The organism is Gemmatimonadota bacterium, assembly GCA_016712265.1.
Classification (GTDB): Bacteria; Gemmatimonadota; Gemmatimonadetes; order Gemmatimonadales; family Gemmatimonadaceae; genus RBC101.
Genome location: JADJRJ010000029.1, coordinates 299350 through 318216, shown reverse-complemented (window position 1 = coordinate 318216; position 18867 = coordinate 299350). Strand labels below are relative to the sequence as shown.

The window sequence follows — 18867 nt, the reverse complement described above, 5'->3', positions numbered from 1 at the left end:
GTGAACCCGCCACCGCCGGTCGTCATGCCAGCTGCCTGTCGTATACCTCCGGGGTGAACCTGACCAGCAATGTCCGCCCTCGAACGGTCGGGGCCCTGGAGGTATCCCTATTTGTCCCATCAGGGCGGCGAGCACCTCCGCGGGTGCTGGCTTCCTCGGCATATCGAGGCGCAGGACTTTCGAACCGCGCATCGAGATGACCCGTCGACTTCCGGCCGGCGAGCGTGAGCGCCTTCGGGCTCGCTGTAGCGGACCTTCTTCGCGTCGACTCGCTCGCGGACCTCCACCTCGTGACGTCCCAGGAACTCCTGGGTGCGGGCGCAGATTCAACCAGGGCGAAGGCGGGTCGCCCAGTCCAGCCTCCGGGCCTTTCGCGGCATCAAGTCAGGTCAGTTGAGCGTGGGCCCCCCCGCGATTCTGGGAGTCTACGCCGCAGGTGAGTGAGCGCGCACCCCCACCCCCACCCGCCAGCTACATCTTCGTGGGACCGTGCGGTGAGGCGGGCATCGCCGGCGCGACGCCGTGGCCGGATTCGGGCTTCGACTCCTCGAGACTCCAGCATCCGCCGCGCCGAATCGGCAAGGGATCGAATCGCCAAGCATGTTGGCGGCCATTGAAATCCCCCCACCAGGCTGGCAAGCCGGATGACCCGGCGCAGCGGCGAGTGTGGCTTCGGTACGCCTCGAGCGCCCCACGGAAATCGTCGGCGGCAAAGCGGGCGTTCGTCGTATCGATGAGTGCGCCTGAGCCTCCGGCGGCAACGTCGTTGCGCGCGTCACCGGGACGTGACCCTCCGGCAAGGCAGCCATGGCCGTGGAGTTCGGCAATCGCGGCCTCCGGGCGCGAACAGGCACCGAGGAGCGCAATGGCACCGGCAAAAACGAAAGGACGCATGCGAAACCCAGGATCGAAGAAGCTGGAATTCTGTCGCATCGCCCCGCCATCGGGCCGGGATGACCTCATCCGACCGTCAGGGTTCTTCCGCACCGTGCCCGGGGCTATTCTCCCGTTGTGACTCGATCTCGCCCGCCCGATCGACGTTCGCCACGCGCTTTGGCACGATGATGACGCTGATCGGCGTCTCGGTCGGGTTGGGGAATATTCTGCTGCTTCCTACCTGGTCGGGAAGTTCGGCGGCGCGGCCTTTCGTCCTGCTGTATGTCGGAGTTGTGGTGATCCCGGTGGGAGTCCCGGCCCGGTCGCCGAGTTCTCGTTGGGACGCGCGACCCGGCGGGGCCGGTCGAAGCCTTCGCGGCCAGCGGGATTCCCGGGCGGACGCTTCGTCGGCTGGAGTCTCTTCGTAATCGTGGCCGCCGCCACCGGGTACTACTGCACGGTGATCGGCTGGGTCAGCTGGTTCGCGGCGGTGAGTTGTTTTCGGCCTTGGCCGTGACCTCGCCCCGGCCGCGGTGCTTCCCCGGAGCGCGGCCTCGCCATGGCATCGCTCCTCCGCCAGCCGTCCGCGACGGCGTTCGTAATCGGCACTTGCCGCCGGGTTTGTCATTATGTACCGGGGCTGCGCGGCGGCATCGAGCGGGCGAGTCGGCGGATCATGCCCACGCTGTATGTCATCCTCCTCATCCTGGTCGTACGCACGGTGATACCTGCCGGGGCCGCGAACGGGATCGACTGGTACATCCTCAAGTTCAGCCTGCGTGATATCACGCCGGTAGTCCTCCTGGCCGCAGGGCCAGGCGATCTTCTCGATGGTCCTCTCGGCGGGACCTTCATGGTCGTGTACGGTTTTACCCTGGACGACGCCCGACCGACGCGACTGGCGCTGACCACTGGGTGGTCGGCGACACTGTTGCCGGGCTGCTCGCGGGGCTTCCGCCATCATCCCCGCCGTGATCGCGCTCGGAATGGAACCGGATCCGGCCCCGCTGCTCTTCGGCACCTTGCCCCAGGTGTTTGCCCGCATCCTGCTCGGGGCCTGGTTCGGCCGCTGGGTGTTCTTTGTTGGACCTTCGCAGCTTCCTGGTTGTCGGCCGTTGCCGCCCTCGAAGCCTGTCGCCGGCCTCACCGACAACACCAGCCTGAGCCGCGGCCGGGCGATCGTCCTGATGGGCGACGGCGACGCGGTTGCTCTCCATCCCGCCGGTTATCAATACGGGAGATCTTGTCCCGTGGGACCTGACCTTTGGCTCCGAGGCAAACCTCGGCGCGCTTTGCTCGCCGCCGTGGCCTTTGGCTGGTCGCTTCTCAAGCGCGCCGACGCGCTGCGACAGCTCGTCGGATGCTGGGACGTTTTCTCCATGGCTGTGATTGGTGGATTCGCCTGGGAATCCTCGGCGGCCATCATCGCCGTGGGGTTTGCGGGTGGCCACCAGCCTGCTCGGCGTCACCACCGGCGTGTGATGCCCCGGTTGACCACGACGCGTCGGCACGTTCGATTGCCCTGCCCGTCCCCTTTCGCGACCGCATGCCCGTCAGCCTCTCAGTTCGAGCGTTGTGTTCGCCGCGTTGAAGGACGCCGGGGTGCGCATCATGTCGGCGCTTCCGGAAACCTGGCTGGTGCATCCCATTCGCCGGCCGAAGAGGATCCCGAGGTGACCTCGTGCGGCTGGCAAAGGAGGAGGAAGGTCGATTTCCATGGGGCCACCTGGCCGGCGTACGCTCGGCCATGTTGATGCAGAACCACGGATTCCTGGCATCGGTCAACGGCATTGTGTCCGGCGCGCAGCCTACCGGATTCCCTGTTGATGCTGGTGAGCGCCCGCGGGGAGTTTGGCGAGCGTGATCCGTGGCAAACGGAAGGCGGTGGCGTCACGGTGCCGGTGCTGGACGCGCTGCGCATCCCGACCCGTCAGCTGGACGCCGTGGCCGATGTGCCGCGAGGATCGCCGAGGCGATGACGTTGGCGTATGCGGCGAGTCGACCGGTCGCCCTGCTGCTGGGGCGGTCGCTGATGTGGGAGGACGCGTGATGGAACGCCGCGCCTGCTTGAGGCGATCCATGCCGACCTGCACGACTGTGCGGTGGTCACGATCATGGGGGCGGTGGCCGCCGAGCTGCAGGCGATCGGTCACCGGCCGAATTTCTTCTATCTGCAGCACGCGATGGGGCTCGCGTCCTCGTTAGGCCCGGGTGTCGCCCGGCCCAGCCGACGCGCCCGGTGGTGGTGGTGGACGGCGACGGCTCGTTGCTGATGAACCTCGGCGGCCTGACCACGCTCGCGCGGTACCGGCCGCGCAACCTCGTCCATGTCGTGTTCGAAACGAGAGCTTGCTCTCCGGTCGGTGGCTTTCCCCACCGCCACGTCCACCGGGAGCGATCTCGCGGCGATAGCCGCGGCGGCGGGCGTGCCGCGGACCATGACGGTGCGCAGCATCCCGGAGTTGTCGCCGCATTCCGCGAGGCGCGCGTGCGGCGACCTCACGACGATCGTGGCAAAGGTGGACGCCGTCGGCCCCAAGGCCTTCGTCACCGATCTCGCCCCTGTTGGAGAACCGCTACCAGTTCGCCCCGCTACCTGCAGGGTCGCGCACCGCTCTAGCCCGCCGACCCTGTTTTGCTGCCGTCTCCGTCTGCCGTCTCTCATCCGCCTCCTCCGACGAAACGCATGTCCACCCTCGCCCAACTCGTCAGCGACCTCGCCGAAGGCCGGTTGCAGGTCATCGACCTCACGCAGCCCTTCGGTCCCGATACGCCGGTGATCGGCCTGCCGCCGATCTTTGGCGCGTCGCCCGGCGTGAGCATCGAGGTGATCTCGCGGTTCGACGACAAGCGGCCCGCCTGGTACTGGAACACCATCCGGATGGGCGAGCACCGGCACGCACTTCGATGCCCCGGTGCACTGGATCAGCGGGAAGGATCTGCCCGACAACGCGACGGACACGATCGCCCCGAAGCGGTTCATCGGTCCCGCCTGCGTCATCGACGTGACAATGGCCGTGGAGCACAGCGATGACTTCCTGCTCATGCCCGAGCATGTCGAGGCGTGGGAGCGTTCGCACGGCCGCATCCCGGCTGGCGCCTGGGTGTTGTTGCGTACGGGCTGGAGCACCCCGGACGGGGGCGGCGTTCCTCAATGTCGACGAGGATGGACCGCACACCCCCGGGCTTTCACCCGGACACGAGCCGCCTCCTCGCCCGACCGCGACGTCCTCGGTGTCGGGGTGGAGACTGTCGGGACCGACGCCGGGCAGGCGGGGGGCTTCGATCCCCGTTTGCCAACCATCACATCATGCACGGCGCGGGCAAGTTCGGTCCCGGCCTCGCTGTGCAATCTGGACAAACTTCCTGCAACCGGGTCGGTGGTGATCGCCGCCCCCCTCAAGCTGGTCAACGGGAGCGGCAGCCCGCTGCGGGTGCTGGCGATCGCCCCAGCCTAACGCCAGGTCGTTACGCGCTCCACGAAGCCCATGTCCCCGAGTTCGGCGCACAGGTCGACCAGGGCGTCGCGGTCTGCGCCGCGCCAGCGCAGGTCGTCGAGGGACTCCGCGAGGGGTACGTCGCGACGCAGTGTGGTGAGCAGCCGATAGAGGCGCGCCTCATCTCGCCGGGCCTCGAGGGACTCCGACAGGGCGGCGGCCCCGCGGACCTTCACGTCCCACAACCCGGGGTCCGCCGGGATGGCGTCGACGGTGCCGTAGCGGGCGAGCAGCGTCGCCGCCGACTTCATCCCCCATTTCGGGACCCCGGGGACGCCGTCCGCATCGTCCCCGACCAGGGCGAGCAGGTCCGGAATCGCCGTCGGGGGGACGCCAAAACGCTCCACGACCCCGGCTTCGTTGGTGATCACCTTCCGGATCCGGTCCTGGTGACGACCCGATCGCCCTTCACACACTGCGTGAGATCCTTGTCCGGGGAGCAGATGACCACCTGCTCGACTCCCGGAGCGTCCGCCCAGCGATCCGCCCCGGTGGCGAGGGCGTCGTCCGCCTCGAACTCGACCATCCCCCACGTCACGATTCCCATCGCGCGGGCCGCCCGTTCGGCGAGGGGGAACTGGGCAAAGAGTTCAGGAGGTACGCCTTCCGACGTCTTGTAACCTTCGAAGAGGTCGTTCCGGAACGACTCGATGACACGGTCAAAGGCGACGCCGAGGTGACTCACCCCAGGTTCCCGGGTCAGGGCGAGGAGCGACCGCAGGAGTCCCCTCGTGGCCCCCACCAGCCGTCCCTCGGCGTCACTGGCCGGAGGGGAGCCGAAATGGGCCCGGTAGAGCTCAAAGGTGCCGTCGACGAGGTGGACCTTCATGTCCAGAATCTGGAGGACCGGGGGCCGCCCGGAAAGCACGACGCCCCACCCGTACAGGGGTGGGGCGTCCACAGTGGGCCTGGGTAGAGTTGAACTACCGACCTCACGCTTATCAGGCGTGCGCTCTAACCACCTGAGCTACAGGCCCTTCGAGAAGGGACGCGCAACCTAGCCGTTCCACGGGGTAAGTTCAACGTTCGGCAAGCGGTGAACTTTCCGCCGATCGTCCGGGAACAAGGTTTGCTCAAGAAATATCAATATTGACCATACCAGACGCCCCTCGTCTAATATCGGTCCCGCCCTGATCGCCGCTTTCGCCACCCCGTGAACTTCATCATTCCCCCGCTGTACCTGTTCGGGATCCCCGTCGCCGTCATCGTCCTTGCGATGATTTTCGGGTACCTCCTGCCCGGATGGAAGCGGCGAAAGCACCTGAACAGCCCGATCGCCCTCGCCCCGTTTGGTCGCGAGCGGACCGTGGTTCCCCCTCGCCCGATAAGGGAGCCGGAGGCGCAACCAGCGGCACAGGTCGCCGCGCCCGCTGCGCGTGCCGCTGCCCCGCCAGTGGACCCCATCGAGGTAGCCGTTCCGCGGGCTGCTGCCCTCGAGAACGAGGCGCGGGCGTATCGCGCCCCCGCCCTCGAGCGGGACGATCAGGCTCGCGTCCTCCAAGCGGCAGGTCGCCGGGGACAACCGGGGGGCGCAGACGGCCCAGCCGGCGTCGTCCGGCCATTCGACGCTGCGGCTGGAAAAGACCGCCGACGGCACCCTCCAGTTCCTCCCGGGCAAGCTCGAGATCATCGAAGGCCGCAACATCGGGCAGGAACTGCGGTTCGTGCGCACCCCGGGCCCTGATGGCCAGTCGATCACCTTCGGCCGGAACGAGGGGGCCCCCTATCGCCACGTCCAGCTCGAGGAGCATACCGTCTCGCGATTGCACGCGAAGATGTCGCTCGAGGGAAAGACTTGGACCCTCACAAACCTGTCCAAGACGAATCCAGCGGTCGTCAACGGCCTGCCGCTCGGCGAAGAGACTCCGGCCGTTGTGCTCCGCGACGGGGATCGGATCGAGATGGGGGAAGTCGTCTTCCGCTTCCGCTCGCGCTAACTGTCGCGCCCCTGCAACACCGGTGGCGACTCGCCACCCACACCAACAGATTAGTTCGCACTATCCGGGCCGCGCACCTCGCGCGGTTTTCGGTGCTTCCGGTCGGTGAACCACTCACGAAAGAGTCGGCACCGAGGGTGATCATTGCGGCATCGAAGGGTGCGGTTGGATGAGCGTTTCTGTCGAGAATCTTCTCGTCATCGTGGCGGCTCTGGCCACTACGGCGTTCGCCATTGTGGCGGCGTTGTGGGTGGCCCGGCGGCGGCGCGACCAGGAACTCCGGCAGCATGGCAAACCGTTGCTTGTAGTCCCTTCAGCTGGCGTGGCTCCCGCCGTGTTCGCCCCGGACCCGGCGCGGGAACGGGTCGAGCCACTCGTGGTGCGGGCCACACCTGAACATGTCGCGCAGGCGACGGCGATCCCCTGGTCGGGACCGAACTCGCTGGTCGAAGATCCCGTCACCGCGACGACGGGCCGATTCGCACAGGGTACAGTGCCGGCCGAGGTCGTGCACGGACACTCCCTGCGCTTTCATCGGCCGCCGGATGGCACCCTGCAGTTCTTCCCGGCGTCCCTATTGGTGATCGGCGGCCCCGACGCCGGACACGAACTGCGGTTTGTGCATCCCGACGCCGGTACGCCCGCCGACGTCAGCTTTGGCCGCAAGGAAGGCCCGCCCTACCGACACGTTCAGCTGCTGGAGCCGACCGTCTCACGGACGCACGCGCGCGCATGAGTCCCGACGGGACGGGCTGGCGCGTGATCAACCTGTCGCGGACCAACCCGGTCGTCGTGAACGGCATTGCGTTGTCGGGCGTCGACACCTGGCATCGGCTGGCCAACGGCGACCTCATTGAGATGGGAGCCCTGGTGTTCCGGTACCGGGATGGGGACGCCAGTCATGCCGGGGAGGTCGTCGCGTGACGGATCCCATCATGCTGACGGATAACGCCCATACGGGGTGGCCCGAGGAGCTCTCCGAGGAATACGAGTACCTCGGGGAACTGGGCCGCGGCGGGATGGCGGTGGTCTATCGCGCGCGCGAGCGCGCCCTGGGGCGCGAGGTGGCCGTCAAGGTGGTCCGCCCACGGTTCCATGCGGACGAGGAGGCGGTGTCGCGCCTGGCCCGCGAGGCACGCACCGTCGCGCAGCTGGAGCACCCGAACATCGTGTCGCTGCACGCCATCAAGAAGCTGAACAACGGCCTCGCGCTGGTCATGCAGATCGTGCCGGGGATGACGCTCAAGGCGGCCCTGGCCGCGGGTCCCATGGCCGGCGAACGCGCCGAGGCGATCCTCAAGGACATCGCCCGGGCGCTGGCCTATGCGCATCGCTGTGGCGTGGTGCACCGTGACGTCAAGCCGGAGAACATCTTCCTCGACGACGTCACCGGACGGGCCCTGCTGTCTGACTTTGGCGTCGCGCGCTCCATCACGGAGAATACGGAACTCACGGCCACCGGCACCGCGATTGGCACGCCGACCTACATGTCGCCAGAACAGATCGACGGCGGCGCCCTGGACGGCCGGTCCGACCTGTACGCATTAGGCATGGTGGGGTGGGAGATGCTGAGCGGCCAGCGCCCCTGGATGGGGGAGAGCCTGTACAGCGTCATCTACCGCCAGAAACACGACCAGCCGACCCCGCTCGACGTCCTGCGCCCCGACGTCCCGCCCCGGCTGCAATTCCTCATCGAAGGCCTGCTCCCCAAGCGGGCGGAACATCGCTGGCCCAGCGCCGCGCGCTTCCTGACGCTGCTCAGCGCCACCGACAAGCTCCCTGGGTTCAAGGAATGGCAGGCCGCCGCCAAGAAGCGACGGAAGGCCGGAGCCAAGGCGGGGCGCAACGTGCAAGTGGCTTCCGTCTCGCCACAGTCCTCCACGGTGCAGTTTCGGCGCGGGGAGACACCGGCCGGGCTGACGCCCTCGTCCCTGAATCGCGCCTCCGTCACGGCGTCGGGCGAGGTCGTCCGGCCGGCGTCCCCGTGGGGCCAACCGGCGATCCCCGGGCCGTTCGACCAGCCCGGCGGCCGGTCGCTGGCGCGTCCGATCGCCTTCGCGGTGATCGCCATTGCCGCGGTCGCGTCGGCCGCCTGGTACGCGACGCGGCCCCCAGCCGCCACCGCGGCGCGTCCCGATTCCCTGACTCTGGCTGACGCCGGCACGGTCGAGGTCCCGGTGATCCCGGCCTCCCCTGATACCGGCACGGCGATGAGCGACACGGCTGCCGGCGCAATCGACACGGCATCGTTAGGTCAGTTGCCGGCCGGCACGGTTGACTCCGCCGCCGAACCGACTCGACCTCCCCGCCGTGACTCCGTGCCGGTTACCGCGTCCCCGGGCCCATCGCCGACGCCCGCACCTACGCCCCCGGCGGTCACACCCGAGAGCGCGCGTGCACCCGCACCCGATGCACCCTCCGTGACGTTCCCCGCCGACCGATGGACCATTGCCGCCGGCACGCGCCACTCGTGCATGCTCTCGGGCGAGGGACGTGCCCTCTGTTGGGGGAACAACGAGTCCGGGCAGCTGGGTGACGGCACGTTCGACGCCCGCGTGGCTCCAACGCCGGTCACCGGCGACTTCACCTTCACGCAGGTCGCGTCGGGGCAGTCGCACAGCTGCGGCATCTCGCGGGACGGCGACGCCCTCTGCTGGGGAGCCAATGCCAGCGGTCAACTTGGAGACGGAACAACCACGCCGCGCAGCGCGCCGGTCCCGGTGAATGGCCGCACCAACTTCCGCGCGGTGCGCGCCGGGCGCACGCACACCTGCGGACTCACCACGTCGGGCAACGTGCGGTGCTGGGGTGGGAATAGTCGCGGCCAATTAGGTGATGGAAGTCGTGCACCCAAGGTCACGCCCGTCGCCGTCACACTGGGCGGAAGCGCTGGCGCCCTCAGCGCAGGACAGTCCCACACGTGTGCACTGCTTCGCACCGGCGAGGCCATGTGCTGGGGGCAGAACGACGCCGGCCAGCTCGGCGATGGGACGACGACCGACCATGCCACCCCGATCCCGGTGAACACCAGCGCGCGCTTCGTCAGTATCGCCGCGGGACGGGCGCACACCTGCGCCGTCACCGTCGATGGCGATCTCTATTGCTGGGGACAGAACAACTACGGCCAGCTCGGGGCTCCGGGGGCCGCGTCGGCAATTCCACAGAAGGTCGAGTCAGGGGCGAGTTATGCCGTGGTGTCCTCCGGCAGTGACCACTCCTGTGCACGCACACGCGACGGCCGCGGCCTGTGCTGGGGGCGAAATGCCCAGGGGCAACTGGGCGATGGCTCCACGACGGACCGGGATCGGCCCACCGCGATCCGCGGTGCGGGGAGTTTCTCCGTGCTCAGTGCGTATGGCGCGCACACCTGTGGGGTGGCGAACGGCGAAGCGTTTTGCTGGGGCTACAACGTCGACGGCCAGCTCGGCGTCGGCGACCGCGAAAATGCCGCGTTGCCACAACGTGTCGCCGGACCAGGTCGTTAGGTGAAATTCCCTCGCTGGCCGCGTCGCGCGATCGCCCTCGGGTTGGCCTACGCCTGCCTGGGCCTGGTCTCCTGTGACGATCCACTCGCCCCGGATTCCGAGGAGGTCGGCCGTCTCGAGGTGAACCCTCCCCTGCTGCAGGCGGTGGTCGGCGAAACGCGCACGTTGACCGCGCGGGTCGTCGCGGTGGACGGCAGCATTCTTGGCGATCGGCGCCTCTACTGGGCCACGCAGAATCCCGGCATTGCGACGGTGTCGCAGAGTGGGGTTGTCAGCGCGGTGGCCACCGGCAATACGCAGATCGCTGTGAGCAGTGGCGGAAAGAGTGCCGTGGTACCGATTGCCGTGTCACCGCGCCCGGTCACCCAGGTACGGTTGGTACCGGCGACCGCGAGCGTTCAGGTGGGACGGACCGTCGCGCTCCGCGCTGATGCCCTTGATGCGACCGGAAGTGTGGTGAGCGGTCGGACCGCGTTATGGGCATCGAGCGCCACCGCGACAGCGACGGTCACGTCGACCGGGGTAGTCACCGGCGTGGCCGCTGGCACAGCCACGATCAGCGCCACCGTGGATGGGGTGAGCGGCACCTCGGTCGTGACGATCACGCCAATCCCGGTCGCCTCGGTCACGGTGAGCCCCGGCAGCGGATCGGTGACCGTTGGCCAGACCATCCAACTGAGTGCCACCACCGCGGCGGCCGGCGGACAGACGCTCTCCGGGCGCGTGGTGGCCTGGACCTCGAGCGCCAACGGCGTGGCCACGGTGTCGTCCACCGGGCTCGTCACGGCGATCGCGCCGGGCAGCGCCACGATCACCGCCACGTCGGAGGGGATCACGGGCACGTCGTCGATCACCGTGGCGGCCGTGCCCATCGCCTCCATCCGCGTGACCCCGGACGCAGTGACCGTGTCGGCGGGGCAGACCGTGCAGCTTACCGCACAGGCCCTCGATGCCGAGGGCAACGTGCTCAACCGTCCGATCACCTGGTCCTCGGACCTGGCCACGCGCGCGACCGTGTCTGCGTCCGGGTTGGTGACGGCCGTGAGTGCGGGTGAGGTGCGGATTTCCGCGCGCAGCGGGACGACACTCGGTATTTCGACCGTGACGGTGACGCAGGTCCCGATCGCCCGGATCGACGTATCGCCGCCCACCGTATCGGTGTTGGTGGGAGGCACCCAGCAGCTGACGGCCACCCCGCGCGACGCTGCGGGGAACGCTCTTCCGGGGCGCGGCATCACCTGGTTGACGGGGGCGCCTTCGGTGGCGACGGTCAGCCAGACCGGATTGGTGACGGGGGTGGCCAGTGGTTCTGCACTCGTCTTCGCCGCGTCCGAGGGGCAGAGCGGGAGTGCCGCGGTGACCGTCGCGACCGTGGCGGTGGCTTCGGTGACGCTCACCCCCAACACGGGGATCATCCAACAGGGGCAGGCCCTGCAACTCACGGCGACCGCACGCGATGCGTCGAACAATGTGCTGTCGGGTCGGCCCATCATCTGGACGTCGTCGGACGAGACGCGTGCGACCGTCTCTTCGCTGGGCCGCGTGGTGGCCATCACCCCTGGGAGCGTGACGATCACGGCGACCATTGATGGGGTCGCGGGCAGCGGGAGTTATTCGATCACGCAGGTGCCGGTGGCGACGATGACGTTGACGCCCGCAACCCAGACGATCGCCATCTCCCAGCCGTTGACGCTCTCGGCGGCCTTGTTTAGTGCGACAGGGGCGCCGCTGTCGCCGGTGGGGCGAACGATCACGTGGACCACCAGCGCGTCGAGCGTGGCGACCGTGACCAATAGCGGGGTGGTGACCGGCGTGTCGGCGGGGACCGCCGTCATTACCGCCACCAGCGAAGGGGTTATCGCGACCGCGACGATCACGGTCAGTCCGGTCGCCGTCGCCAGCGTCACCCTGGCACCGAACAATGTGTCGCTCAACCAGGGGGCGACGCAGTCGATCACCGCCACCGCCCGCGATGCCTCCAACAACGTGCTCACCGGCCGGCCCGTCACCTGGACCTCCAGCAATCCCTCGGTTGCTACGGTCAACTCGACGACCAGCGCCACGAACACGATCACGGCGGTGGCCGCCGGGAGTGTGACGATCAGCGCGGTGGTGGGAGGTGTGACCGGCGTCGCGACCGTCTCGGTGAGCCAGGTGCCGATCGCGACGATCACGGTCACCGGGACGACCTCGCTGGTCGAGGGCGGGACGACGACGCTGACCGCCACCGCCCGCGATGCATCGAACAACGTGCTCACCGGGCGCACGATCGTCTGGTCGTCGAGCAACCCGCAAGTGAGCGTGTCGCAGGCGGGGGTCGTGACGGCGGTCATCAACTCGGCAGCGCAGTCGGCGACCATTACCGCATCGTCGCCGGGCGGAGGCGCGGGTGGGTCCACGCCGGCCGGAACCGCGACGGTGACCGTGACCTTTGCGCCGGTGGCGGCGGTGTCCTCCACACCGTCGACGGCGACGGTGTCCGTGGGCAACACGCAGCAGCTCTCGACGATCCTGACGACAGGGACCGGACAGGTGCTCAGCGCGACGGGTCGCACGCTCACCTGGCGGGCGATCGATCCGCTGGTGGCGACAGTAAACAGCACCGGACAGGTGACGGCCGTGTCGGTCGGGACGGCGCGCATCGAGATCGAGGCCTCGTCCCCGGGACAGGCGGCGCCCTTCCCCGCCGACACCACAACGATCACGGTCAACAACGTTGCAGTTGCCAGCGTCAGCGTTGCACCCAAGGCAGGAGCCAATCCGGGCACCGTGCACGTCGGCGCCGTGTACGCACGAAAGTTTGTCGCGACCGTGCGTGATGCCGGCGGCGCGCAGCTGACGGGACGTAGTGTCGTCTGGAGCGTGAGCGATGGGACCAAGGCACTGATCACGCAGGACGGGGACAGCACCATCGTCACCGGCCAAGCGGTTGGCACCGTCACGCTCACCGCGACCTCCGAGGGCATTCCGGGATCGATTGCCACCACGGTCGACCTGGTCCCGGTCTCGACCGTGTCTGTTTCGCCCGCGACGGCCACGCTCAACCTCTTTAACGCGCCGACCCAGCAGCTGGCCGCCGTCCCGCTGGACTCCGCGGGCACCACCATCAGTGGCACCGCGTTAGGCGGGCGTGGCACCAGCTGGAGTTCCACGGCCACGGCCACGGCCACCGTCAATGGCTCGGGGCTGGTGACCGGCGTCGCGGCGGGCTCGGCGACGATCACCGCGACGGTTGATGCCGTCCCCGGTACGTCCGCCATCACTGTCCTCGCCCCGGTGTCGAACGTGGCGCTCGTCGTCACTCCCGACTCGTTGATCCTCGCCGGAACCCTCCCGGGGACGGTGACCCTTCGCGACGCCAGCAACAACCTGCTGGCCAGTCGCAACGTCACCATCTCCAGCTCCAATACCGCCGTGGCCACCGTGTCACCGCTCACCGCGACCAGCAGCGGCTCGGGAACCGTGGCGTTCACGGTGACGGGTGTCAGTGCCGGCACCACCACCATCACGGCGAGCAGCGAGGGGGTCAACCAGACGTTCGCCATCCGGATCCTCAACGCGGTGGCCAGCGTCACCGTGGCCGCCAGCCCGGATTCCGTCATCGGGACCGGCGCGTCCCCGGTGCAGGCAACCGTTGACCTGCGAGACGCGGCGAACGCCGTCCTCACGGGGCGCCCCGTGACCTGGCAATCGTCCGCCACGTCCGTCGCCACCGTGAGCGCGTCGGGCCTGATCACCGTCGTTGGCCTTGGCACCACAAACATCACCGCAACGAGCGAATCGATCGTCGGCTCGAAGACGTTCCGCGTGTTGCCGCCCGTCAACACGATCACATTCACCACGCCGGGCGACTCCATCTTCGGCACCGGGACCTTGTTGGCCACGCCAGACATGCGCGATGCGGCCAACGCCGTGATTACCGGGAGACCCATTACCTGGTCGAGCAGCAACACGGCCGCCGCCACGGTAAACAGCAGCGGCCTCGTCACCGGCGTCGCGCCAGGGTCCACCACCATCACGGCACTGGTGGAAGGCAAGTCGGCCACCGCGACCATTCGCGTGCTGACCGGCATTGCTTCACTTGGCCTGACACCCGCCACCGACTCGATCATCGGCATGGGCACCCTGGCGCTCACCGCGGCGACCACGCCAGTGCTCCAGGGTCGTGCGCTCACGGTCACCTCCAGCAGCCCGAGCATCGCCACGGCCAGCCCAGGCACCGCCAACACCAGTGCAACCGGCGACGTGCCCATCACGATCACCTTCGTGGCCGCGGGCACCACCACATTGACCGTTTCTGCTCCGGCGGAAGGACCGTCGACGACCCGGGTACTCCGCATGCTCGCCCCCGTCGCCTCGGTGTCCCTCGCAAGCGCTGGCGACTCCATCATCGGCGCGCGCACCCTTGCCGTGACCGCCACCCTGCGCGATGCGAGCAACAACGTCTTGAGTGGGCGCCCGACCTCATGGGTCTCCAGCAACCCGGCGGTCGCCACCGTCAACGCGAGTTCTGGGCTCGTCACCGGTGTGGCCGCCGGCACAACCAACATCACCGCCACGAGTGAAGGGGTGAACAGTTCGGCGCTCACCCTGCGCGTACTCCCCGAGGTCGCCACGGTCAACGTGAACGTGTCGCCCACCTCCGTCCTCGTGACCGACTCCGTGCTGGCCACGGCGACCCTCCTCGATGCCGGCAGCAACGTCATCACGGGCCGTCCGATCACCTGGAGCGTGTCCAACACCGCCAAGGCGACGGCGCGCTCCACCGGCTACATCGTCGGAGCAGACAGCGGATCCACCAACGTCATCGCCACCGTGCCCTTCGAATCGAAGACCGGGCAGGGCGCCCTCACCGTGAACCTCATCCCGACCAAGACCGTCCAGGTCACACCGGCAAACCCGGCCCTGCAGGTCGGTCAGGTGCAGGCCTTCACGGCCACCGCCCTCGACTCGCTCGGCCGCACCCTCACCGGGCGTGCCTTTGCCTGGTCAGCGACCAACGGCAAGATCAGCGTCAACCCGACGACGGGGGTCGCGACAGCTGTGGATTCCGGGACGGTGAATGTCTCCGCCGCCACCTCGCCCGGCACACCAGCGTCCCCCGTTACGGGCACCACCGCGGTGACCATCACACTCGTGCCGGTGGGGACGGTGACCCTGGCGCCAAATCCGGACACGGTCGCCGTCGGCGCGTCACGCAACATCACGATCACCGCGAAGACCACGGCCAACCTCGACGCGACCAGTCGCGCCTGCACCATCGCCAGTGCCGACCCAGGCAAGTTCACGGTCAGCGTCGCATCGGGAATCACGAACCTCGCCGGACAATTCACCTTTGCCATCACCGGCGTTGCGACCACGGGAAGCACTCCAGTGAACGTGACGGCCACATGCGAAGGCGTCACCGGGACCTCTGCCATCACCGTCCCATGAGACGCCTCCTGATCGGCGCCCTTGTCGCCGCGGGCGCCACGCCGGCCGCGGCCCAGGGATTTCCCGTCAAGACCGCACTCGCCGCTGGTGGCGTGACCGGCTGTGCCGCCATCACCTCCATTCGCGAGCTGCCGACGCCAAACCCCACGAGCGAGGCCGAGGCCCAGCAGCTGGTCGAGGACGGACAGGACGCCGCCTTGCAGGGCGAACACGCGCGCGCGCGTGACGCATTCGTGAAGGCACAGGCACTGGTCCCGGGCAATGCGCGCCTCGCGTATGCCCTCGCTCGCGAGCACGAGGCCCTCACCGAGAACGCGGACGCCGTCCGACAGTATTGCCGGTATCTCGCTCTCTCCGGCAACCCGGCCGATGCCGACGACGTTCGCGGCCGAATCGTTCGCCTCACGCCGGCCGCCGAACTTGCGCGGCTGGACGAAGCACGCGCGAACTTCCAGTCGGGGATCGCCCTGCTCCGCCGCAAGCAGTACGCGGCAGCTGACTCCGTGTTCGGCGGGGTGCTCGCCGCCGTCCCAAGCGCCCCGGAGCCCGTGTTCAACCGCGCCTTGTCGCGCGCGGCGCGTGGCGAACGACAGAACGCGATGGGGGACTTCGAGCGATACCTGGAGCTGGAACCCCAGGCGGCCGATCGCGCGGACATTCGCGCGGCCATGAGCCGGCTCCCCGACGGGGTCTACCGGCCACGTGCAGCCTTTGGCTCCGGCCTGCTCGTCCCCGGCCTCGGACAGATGACCACGGGACGGCCGGTGTTCGGGGTCTTCATCCTCGGGCTGGCCGGTGGGGCGACCGCACTCGCGCTGGGGCAGAAGACCGAGGACGTGATCCAGCGATACACGGATCCGTTCGGTAACGCGTACGCGGACACGCTAAGCCAGGCCACGCGCCCGCGTCTGGCGCTGGGCGCGGGCACGGCGCTGGCGGTCTGGTTCCTCTCGGCGATCGAGGCCACGGCCTATGCCCGCCGTTCGCGGTCACGCGCCGAGTCGATCATTGCGCGCGATGTGGCTCCGGCTGTCGAGCGACGCGTCGGCCTGGCCTTGCGGTCGCTGCCGCACGATCGGGTGGGACTCGGCCTCTCCGTGCGTTAGGCGCCTCCCCGATGCACCACGGGCGCCCCAAGGGGCGCCCGTGTCGTTTCTGCCCGGTCCACCGCCCCGGTCAATCGTCCTTTTCGTCGAGGTCGTCGTCGAGGTCATCATCCTCGTCGTCGTCGAGGTCGTCGTCGAGGTCGTCGTCGAGATCGTCGTCATCGTCGTCATCGTCGTCATCGTCGTCCTCGTCGTCGTCGTAGTCCTCCTCGTCGTCCTCGTCGAGGTCTACCTTCTCCGGGTCGTCAAACCCGTCGTCGACGTCATCGTCCTTCTCGTCCTCGTCGTCGTCAAAGCCCCCGTCGTCATCGACGTCATCATAGTCGTCGTCATCCTTCCGCTTGGGCGACATCAGGAAGGGCGTCTCGAACTCCGACGCCGTGGACACGGCTTGCATTGCAACGTTCTCCAGAAGGGTGAAATCAGAGCAGGGCACGTTCGCGTTCACGCTTGGCGTCTCGACTCAACTTCTTGCGATCGATGGAATCGAGCATCCGTTTCCGCAGCCGAATGGACTGGGGCGTGACCTCGATCAGTTCGTCGTCCTCGATATACTCCAGCGCGCCTTCCAGCGTCAACTCCCTCGGGGGTTCCAGGACGACATGTTCGTCCGCGGACTTGCTCCGCATGTTCGTGAGTTTCTTCTCTTTCGTCGGATTGACGTCCATGTCGCCGGGGCGCGCGTTCTCCCCGATGATCATTCCCTCATAAACCGGGTCGCCAGGCTTCACGAATAGGGTCGACCGCTCCTGCAGATTGAACAGGGCGAACGCCACCACGACACCGTCTTCCATGGACACCATCGTCCCTCGCATACGGCCGGTCAGCGGTCCGACCCACGCCCCGTACTCCAGGAAGCGGTGGTGCATCATCCCGGTGCCACGCGTGTCGGTGAGGAACTCGCTGCGGTAGCCAAAGAGCCCGCGTGCAGGAATCCGGTAGCGCAGCCGCACCATACCCTGCCCCGGGTTGCGCATGTCGAGCAGCTCCGCGCGGCGAGGCCCGAGCGCCTCGATCACCACCCCGAGGTGCTCTTCGGGAACGTCGATCATCAGCTCCTCGTACGGCTCGAGGCGTTCACCATTCGGGCCGTCGTGGATAATGACGCGGGGCCGCGAGACCTGAAACTCATACCCCTCGCGCCGCATCGTCTCCATCAGGATGGTCAGGTGCAACTCCCCGCGCCCGGAGACTGCCCAGGCATCGGTGGCGTCCGTGTCCTCGACCTTGAGGGCCACGTTGCGCTCCAGCTCACGAAAGAGGCGCTCCCGGAGCTGACGCGAGGTCACGAACTTCCCTTCCTTGCCGGCAAACGGGGAGTTGTTGACCACGAAGTCCACCGAAATCGTCGGCTCCTCGACCGCGATCCCCTCGAGCCTCTCATGGGTGTCCGGCTGACACACCGTCAGTCCGATCTCCACCCCTTCCAGTCCGGCAAGCGCCACGATCTCACCGGCCGACGCAGTCTCGACCTCGAGTCGTTCGAGCCCCTGGTGGATGTACAACTTGGTCACCCGTGCATTCTCGGCCGGCATCGCAATGTCGTTCGAGAGCAGCGAGACCGACTGCCCGACGCGCACCGTGCCCCGCTCGATCCGCCCGAGGGCAAGGCGGCCGAGGTACGGCGAATAGTCCAGGGTGGACACGAGCATCTGGAAGGCGCCTTCGGCATCGTGCGGGGGCGCCGGGATCTCACGAACGATCGTATCGAACAGGGGATCCAGGCTGGTCGCCGGGACGTCCATGTCCATGGTCGCGATCCCTTCGCGCGCTGACGCATAGACGAAGGGGGCGTCCAGCAGGTCTTCGTCCGCCTCCAGGTCAATCAGCAGGTCGAGCACTTCCGAATGCACGCGCATCGGATCCGCGCCCGGCCGATCGATCTTGTTGATGACGACGATCGGCTTGCGCTTGAGGTCCAGCGCCTTGCGCAGCACAAAGCGCGTCTGCGGCATTGGGCCATCGAAGGCATCCACGACCAGCAGGACCCCGTCCACCATGCGCAGGATGCGCTCGACCTCACCACCGAAGTCGGCGTGCCCGGGGGTGTCGACGATGTTGATCTTGGTGTCCTTCGTACCAGACCGCGGTGTTCTTCGCGAGGATCGTGATCCCCCGCTCCTTCTCGAGCGGGTTCGAGTCCATCACACGCTCCTCGACGACCTGGTTCTCGCGAAACGCCCCGGCCTGCCGGAGCATCTTGTCCACGAGGGTGGTCTTGCCGTGGTCGACGTGCGCAATAATGGCGATGTTACGGATTTGCATAGCCTTGAAGTATCAGGGGGGCCCTGCCGGGGTTCAACCCTCTTGCCACCCGGTGGCCCGGGTGCGAAGGTAGCGAACGAGTATCCGAAACCCTACCGGAGGTGTTCCATGCAAAAGCAGGAGCCCGGGCCAGCGGATTATCCTCACGGCCGTGGCTACGGCCACGACTACATGCGGGGCGGCGAGATCCACGGCGGATACGGATACAGTAATCGCGCCGAGTACGAGAAGCGCCGGGGAGACGAAGAATCTTCCTCATCCCGCCCCC

The 18867-nt window shown here is 67.9% G+C and carries 8 protein-coding genes, 1 tRNA gene and 5 pseudogenes; 9 read left to right on the top strand and 5 right to left on the bottom strand.

The annotated features are described in order from the left end of the window. Window positions 1–471: 471 nt before the first annotated feature. Window positions 472–894, bottom strand: coding sequence for a hypothetical protein (locus IPK85_15205; GenBank protein ID MBK8248732.1), 423 nt, complete (start codon window positions 892–894; stop codon window positions 472–474). A gap of 1593 nt (window positions 895–2487) precedes the next feature. Here IPK85_15205 and IPK85_15200 point away from each other — a divergent pair. The 3 pseudogenes from IPK85_15200 (at window position 2488) to IPK85_15190 (ending at window position 4334) form a co-directional block, all read left to right on the top strand. Beyond that, window positions 2488–2926: pseudogene (locus IPK85_15200) on the top strand (sulfopyruvate decarboxylase). 64 nt (window positions 2927–2990) lie between these two features. Then, window positions 2991–3653: pseudogene (locus IPK85_15195) on the top strand (hypothetical protein). Then, window positions 3563–4334: pseudogene (locus tag IPK85_15190) on the top strand (cyclase family protein). The pseudogenes IPK85_15195 and IPK85_15190 overlap by 91 nt, the downstream one beginning before the upstream one ends. Here IPK85_15190 and IPK85_15185 read toward each other — a convergent pair. Together IPK85_15185 and IPK85_15180 are read right to left on the bottom strand one after the other, a co-directional pair. Next, window positions 4331–5202: pseudogene (locus tag IPK85_15185) on the bottom strand (flap endonuclease). The pseudogenes IPK85_15190 and IPK85_15185 overlap by 4 nt on opposite strands. A gap of 74 nt (window positions 5203–5276) precedes the next feature. Then, window positions 5277–5350, bottom strand: a tRNA-Ile gene (locus IPK85_15180). 687 nt (window positions 5351–6037) lie between these two features. Between IPK85_15180 and IPK85_15175 the strand changes: the two genes are divergently transcribed. From IPK85_15175 to IPK85_15150, 6 genes are all read left to right on the top strand, one after another. Then, the gene (locus IPK85_15175; protein MBK8248731.1) at window positions 6038–6310 is read left to right on the top strand and encodes an FHA domain-containing protein; all 273 of its coding nucleotides are present in this window, start codon (window positions 6038–6040) and stop codon (window positions 6308–6310) included. Between the two features lie 169 nt (window positions 6311–6479). After that, entirely contained in the window at window positions 6480–7046 is a 567-nt protein-coding gene (locus tag IPK85_15170) for a hypothetical protein (protein MBK8248730.1), read from the top strand. Next, window positions 7043–7234: a hypothetical protein gene (locus tag IPK85_15165; protein MBK8248729.1), complete on the top strand. Its 192-nt coding sequence runs from the start codon at window positions 7043–7045 to the stop codon at window positions 7232–7234. Before IPK85_15170 ends, IPK85_15165 begins: the two co-directional genes overlap by 4 nt. Next, complete coding sequence (locus IPK85_15160) at window positions 7231–9795, top strand: protein kinase (protein MBK8248728.1); 2565 nt, start codon at window positions 7231–7233, stop codon at window positions 9793–9795. The genes IPK85_15165 and IPK85_15160 overlap by 4 nt, the downstream gene beginning before the upstream one ends. After that, window positions 9796–15228, top strand: coding sequence for an Ig-like domain-containing protein (locus tag IPK85_15155; GenBank protein ID MBK8248727.1), 5433 nt, complete (start codon window positions 9796–9798; stop codon window positions 15226–15228). Further along, window positions 15225–16334 (top strand): hypothetical protein, encoded by a 1110-nt coding sequence (locus tag IPK85_15150; GenBank protein ID MBK8248726.1) that lies wholly within the window; start codon window positions 15225–15227, stop codon window positions 16332–16334. The genes IPK85_15155 and IPK85_15150 overlap by 4 nt, the downstream gene beginning before the upstream one ends. Before the next feature lie 70 nt (window positions 16335–16404). Here the strand turns inward: IPK85_15150 and IPK85_15145 are convergent, their stop codons facing one another. Both IPK85_15145 and typA read right to left on the bottom strand, forming a co-directional pair. Further along, window positions 16405–16782 carry a hypothetical protein gene (locus IPK85_15145; GenBank protein ID MBK8248725.1) on the bottom strand — a complete coding sequence of 126 codons (378 nt, stop codon included), beginning with the start codon at window positions 16780–16782 and terminating at the stop codon, window positions 16405–16407. Beyond that, window positions 16757–18599 (bottom strand): annotated as a pseudogene (typA, locus tag IPK85_15140) (translational GTPase TypA). The gene IPK85_15145 and the pseudogene typA overlap by 26 nt, the downstream one beginning before the upstream one ends. Window positions 18600–18867 lie beyond the last annotated feature (268 nt).

Bases quoted from the DNA above. Each gene is read 5' to 3' on its own strand.
- IPK85_15205 (MBK8248732.1), bottom strand. From the start codon at position 894: ATGCGTCCTTTCGTTTTTGCCGGTGCCATTGCGCTCCTCGGTGCCTGT.
- IPK85_15165 (MBK8248729.1), top strand. From the start codon at position 7,043: ATGAGTCCCGACGGGACGGGCTGGCGCGTGATCAACCTGTCGCGGACC.
- IPK85_15150 (MBK8248726.1), top strand. From the start codon at position 15,225: ATGAGACGCCTCCTGATCGGCGCCCTTGTCGCCGCGGGCGCCACGCCG.
- IPK85_15170 (MBK8248730.1), top strand. From the start codon at position 6,480: ATGAGCGTTTCTGTCGAGAATCTTCTCGTCATCGTGGCGGCTCTGGCC.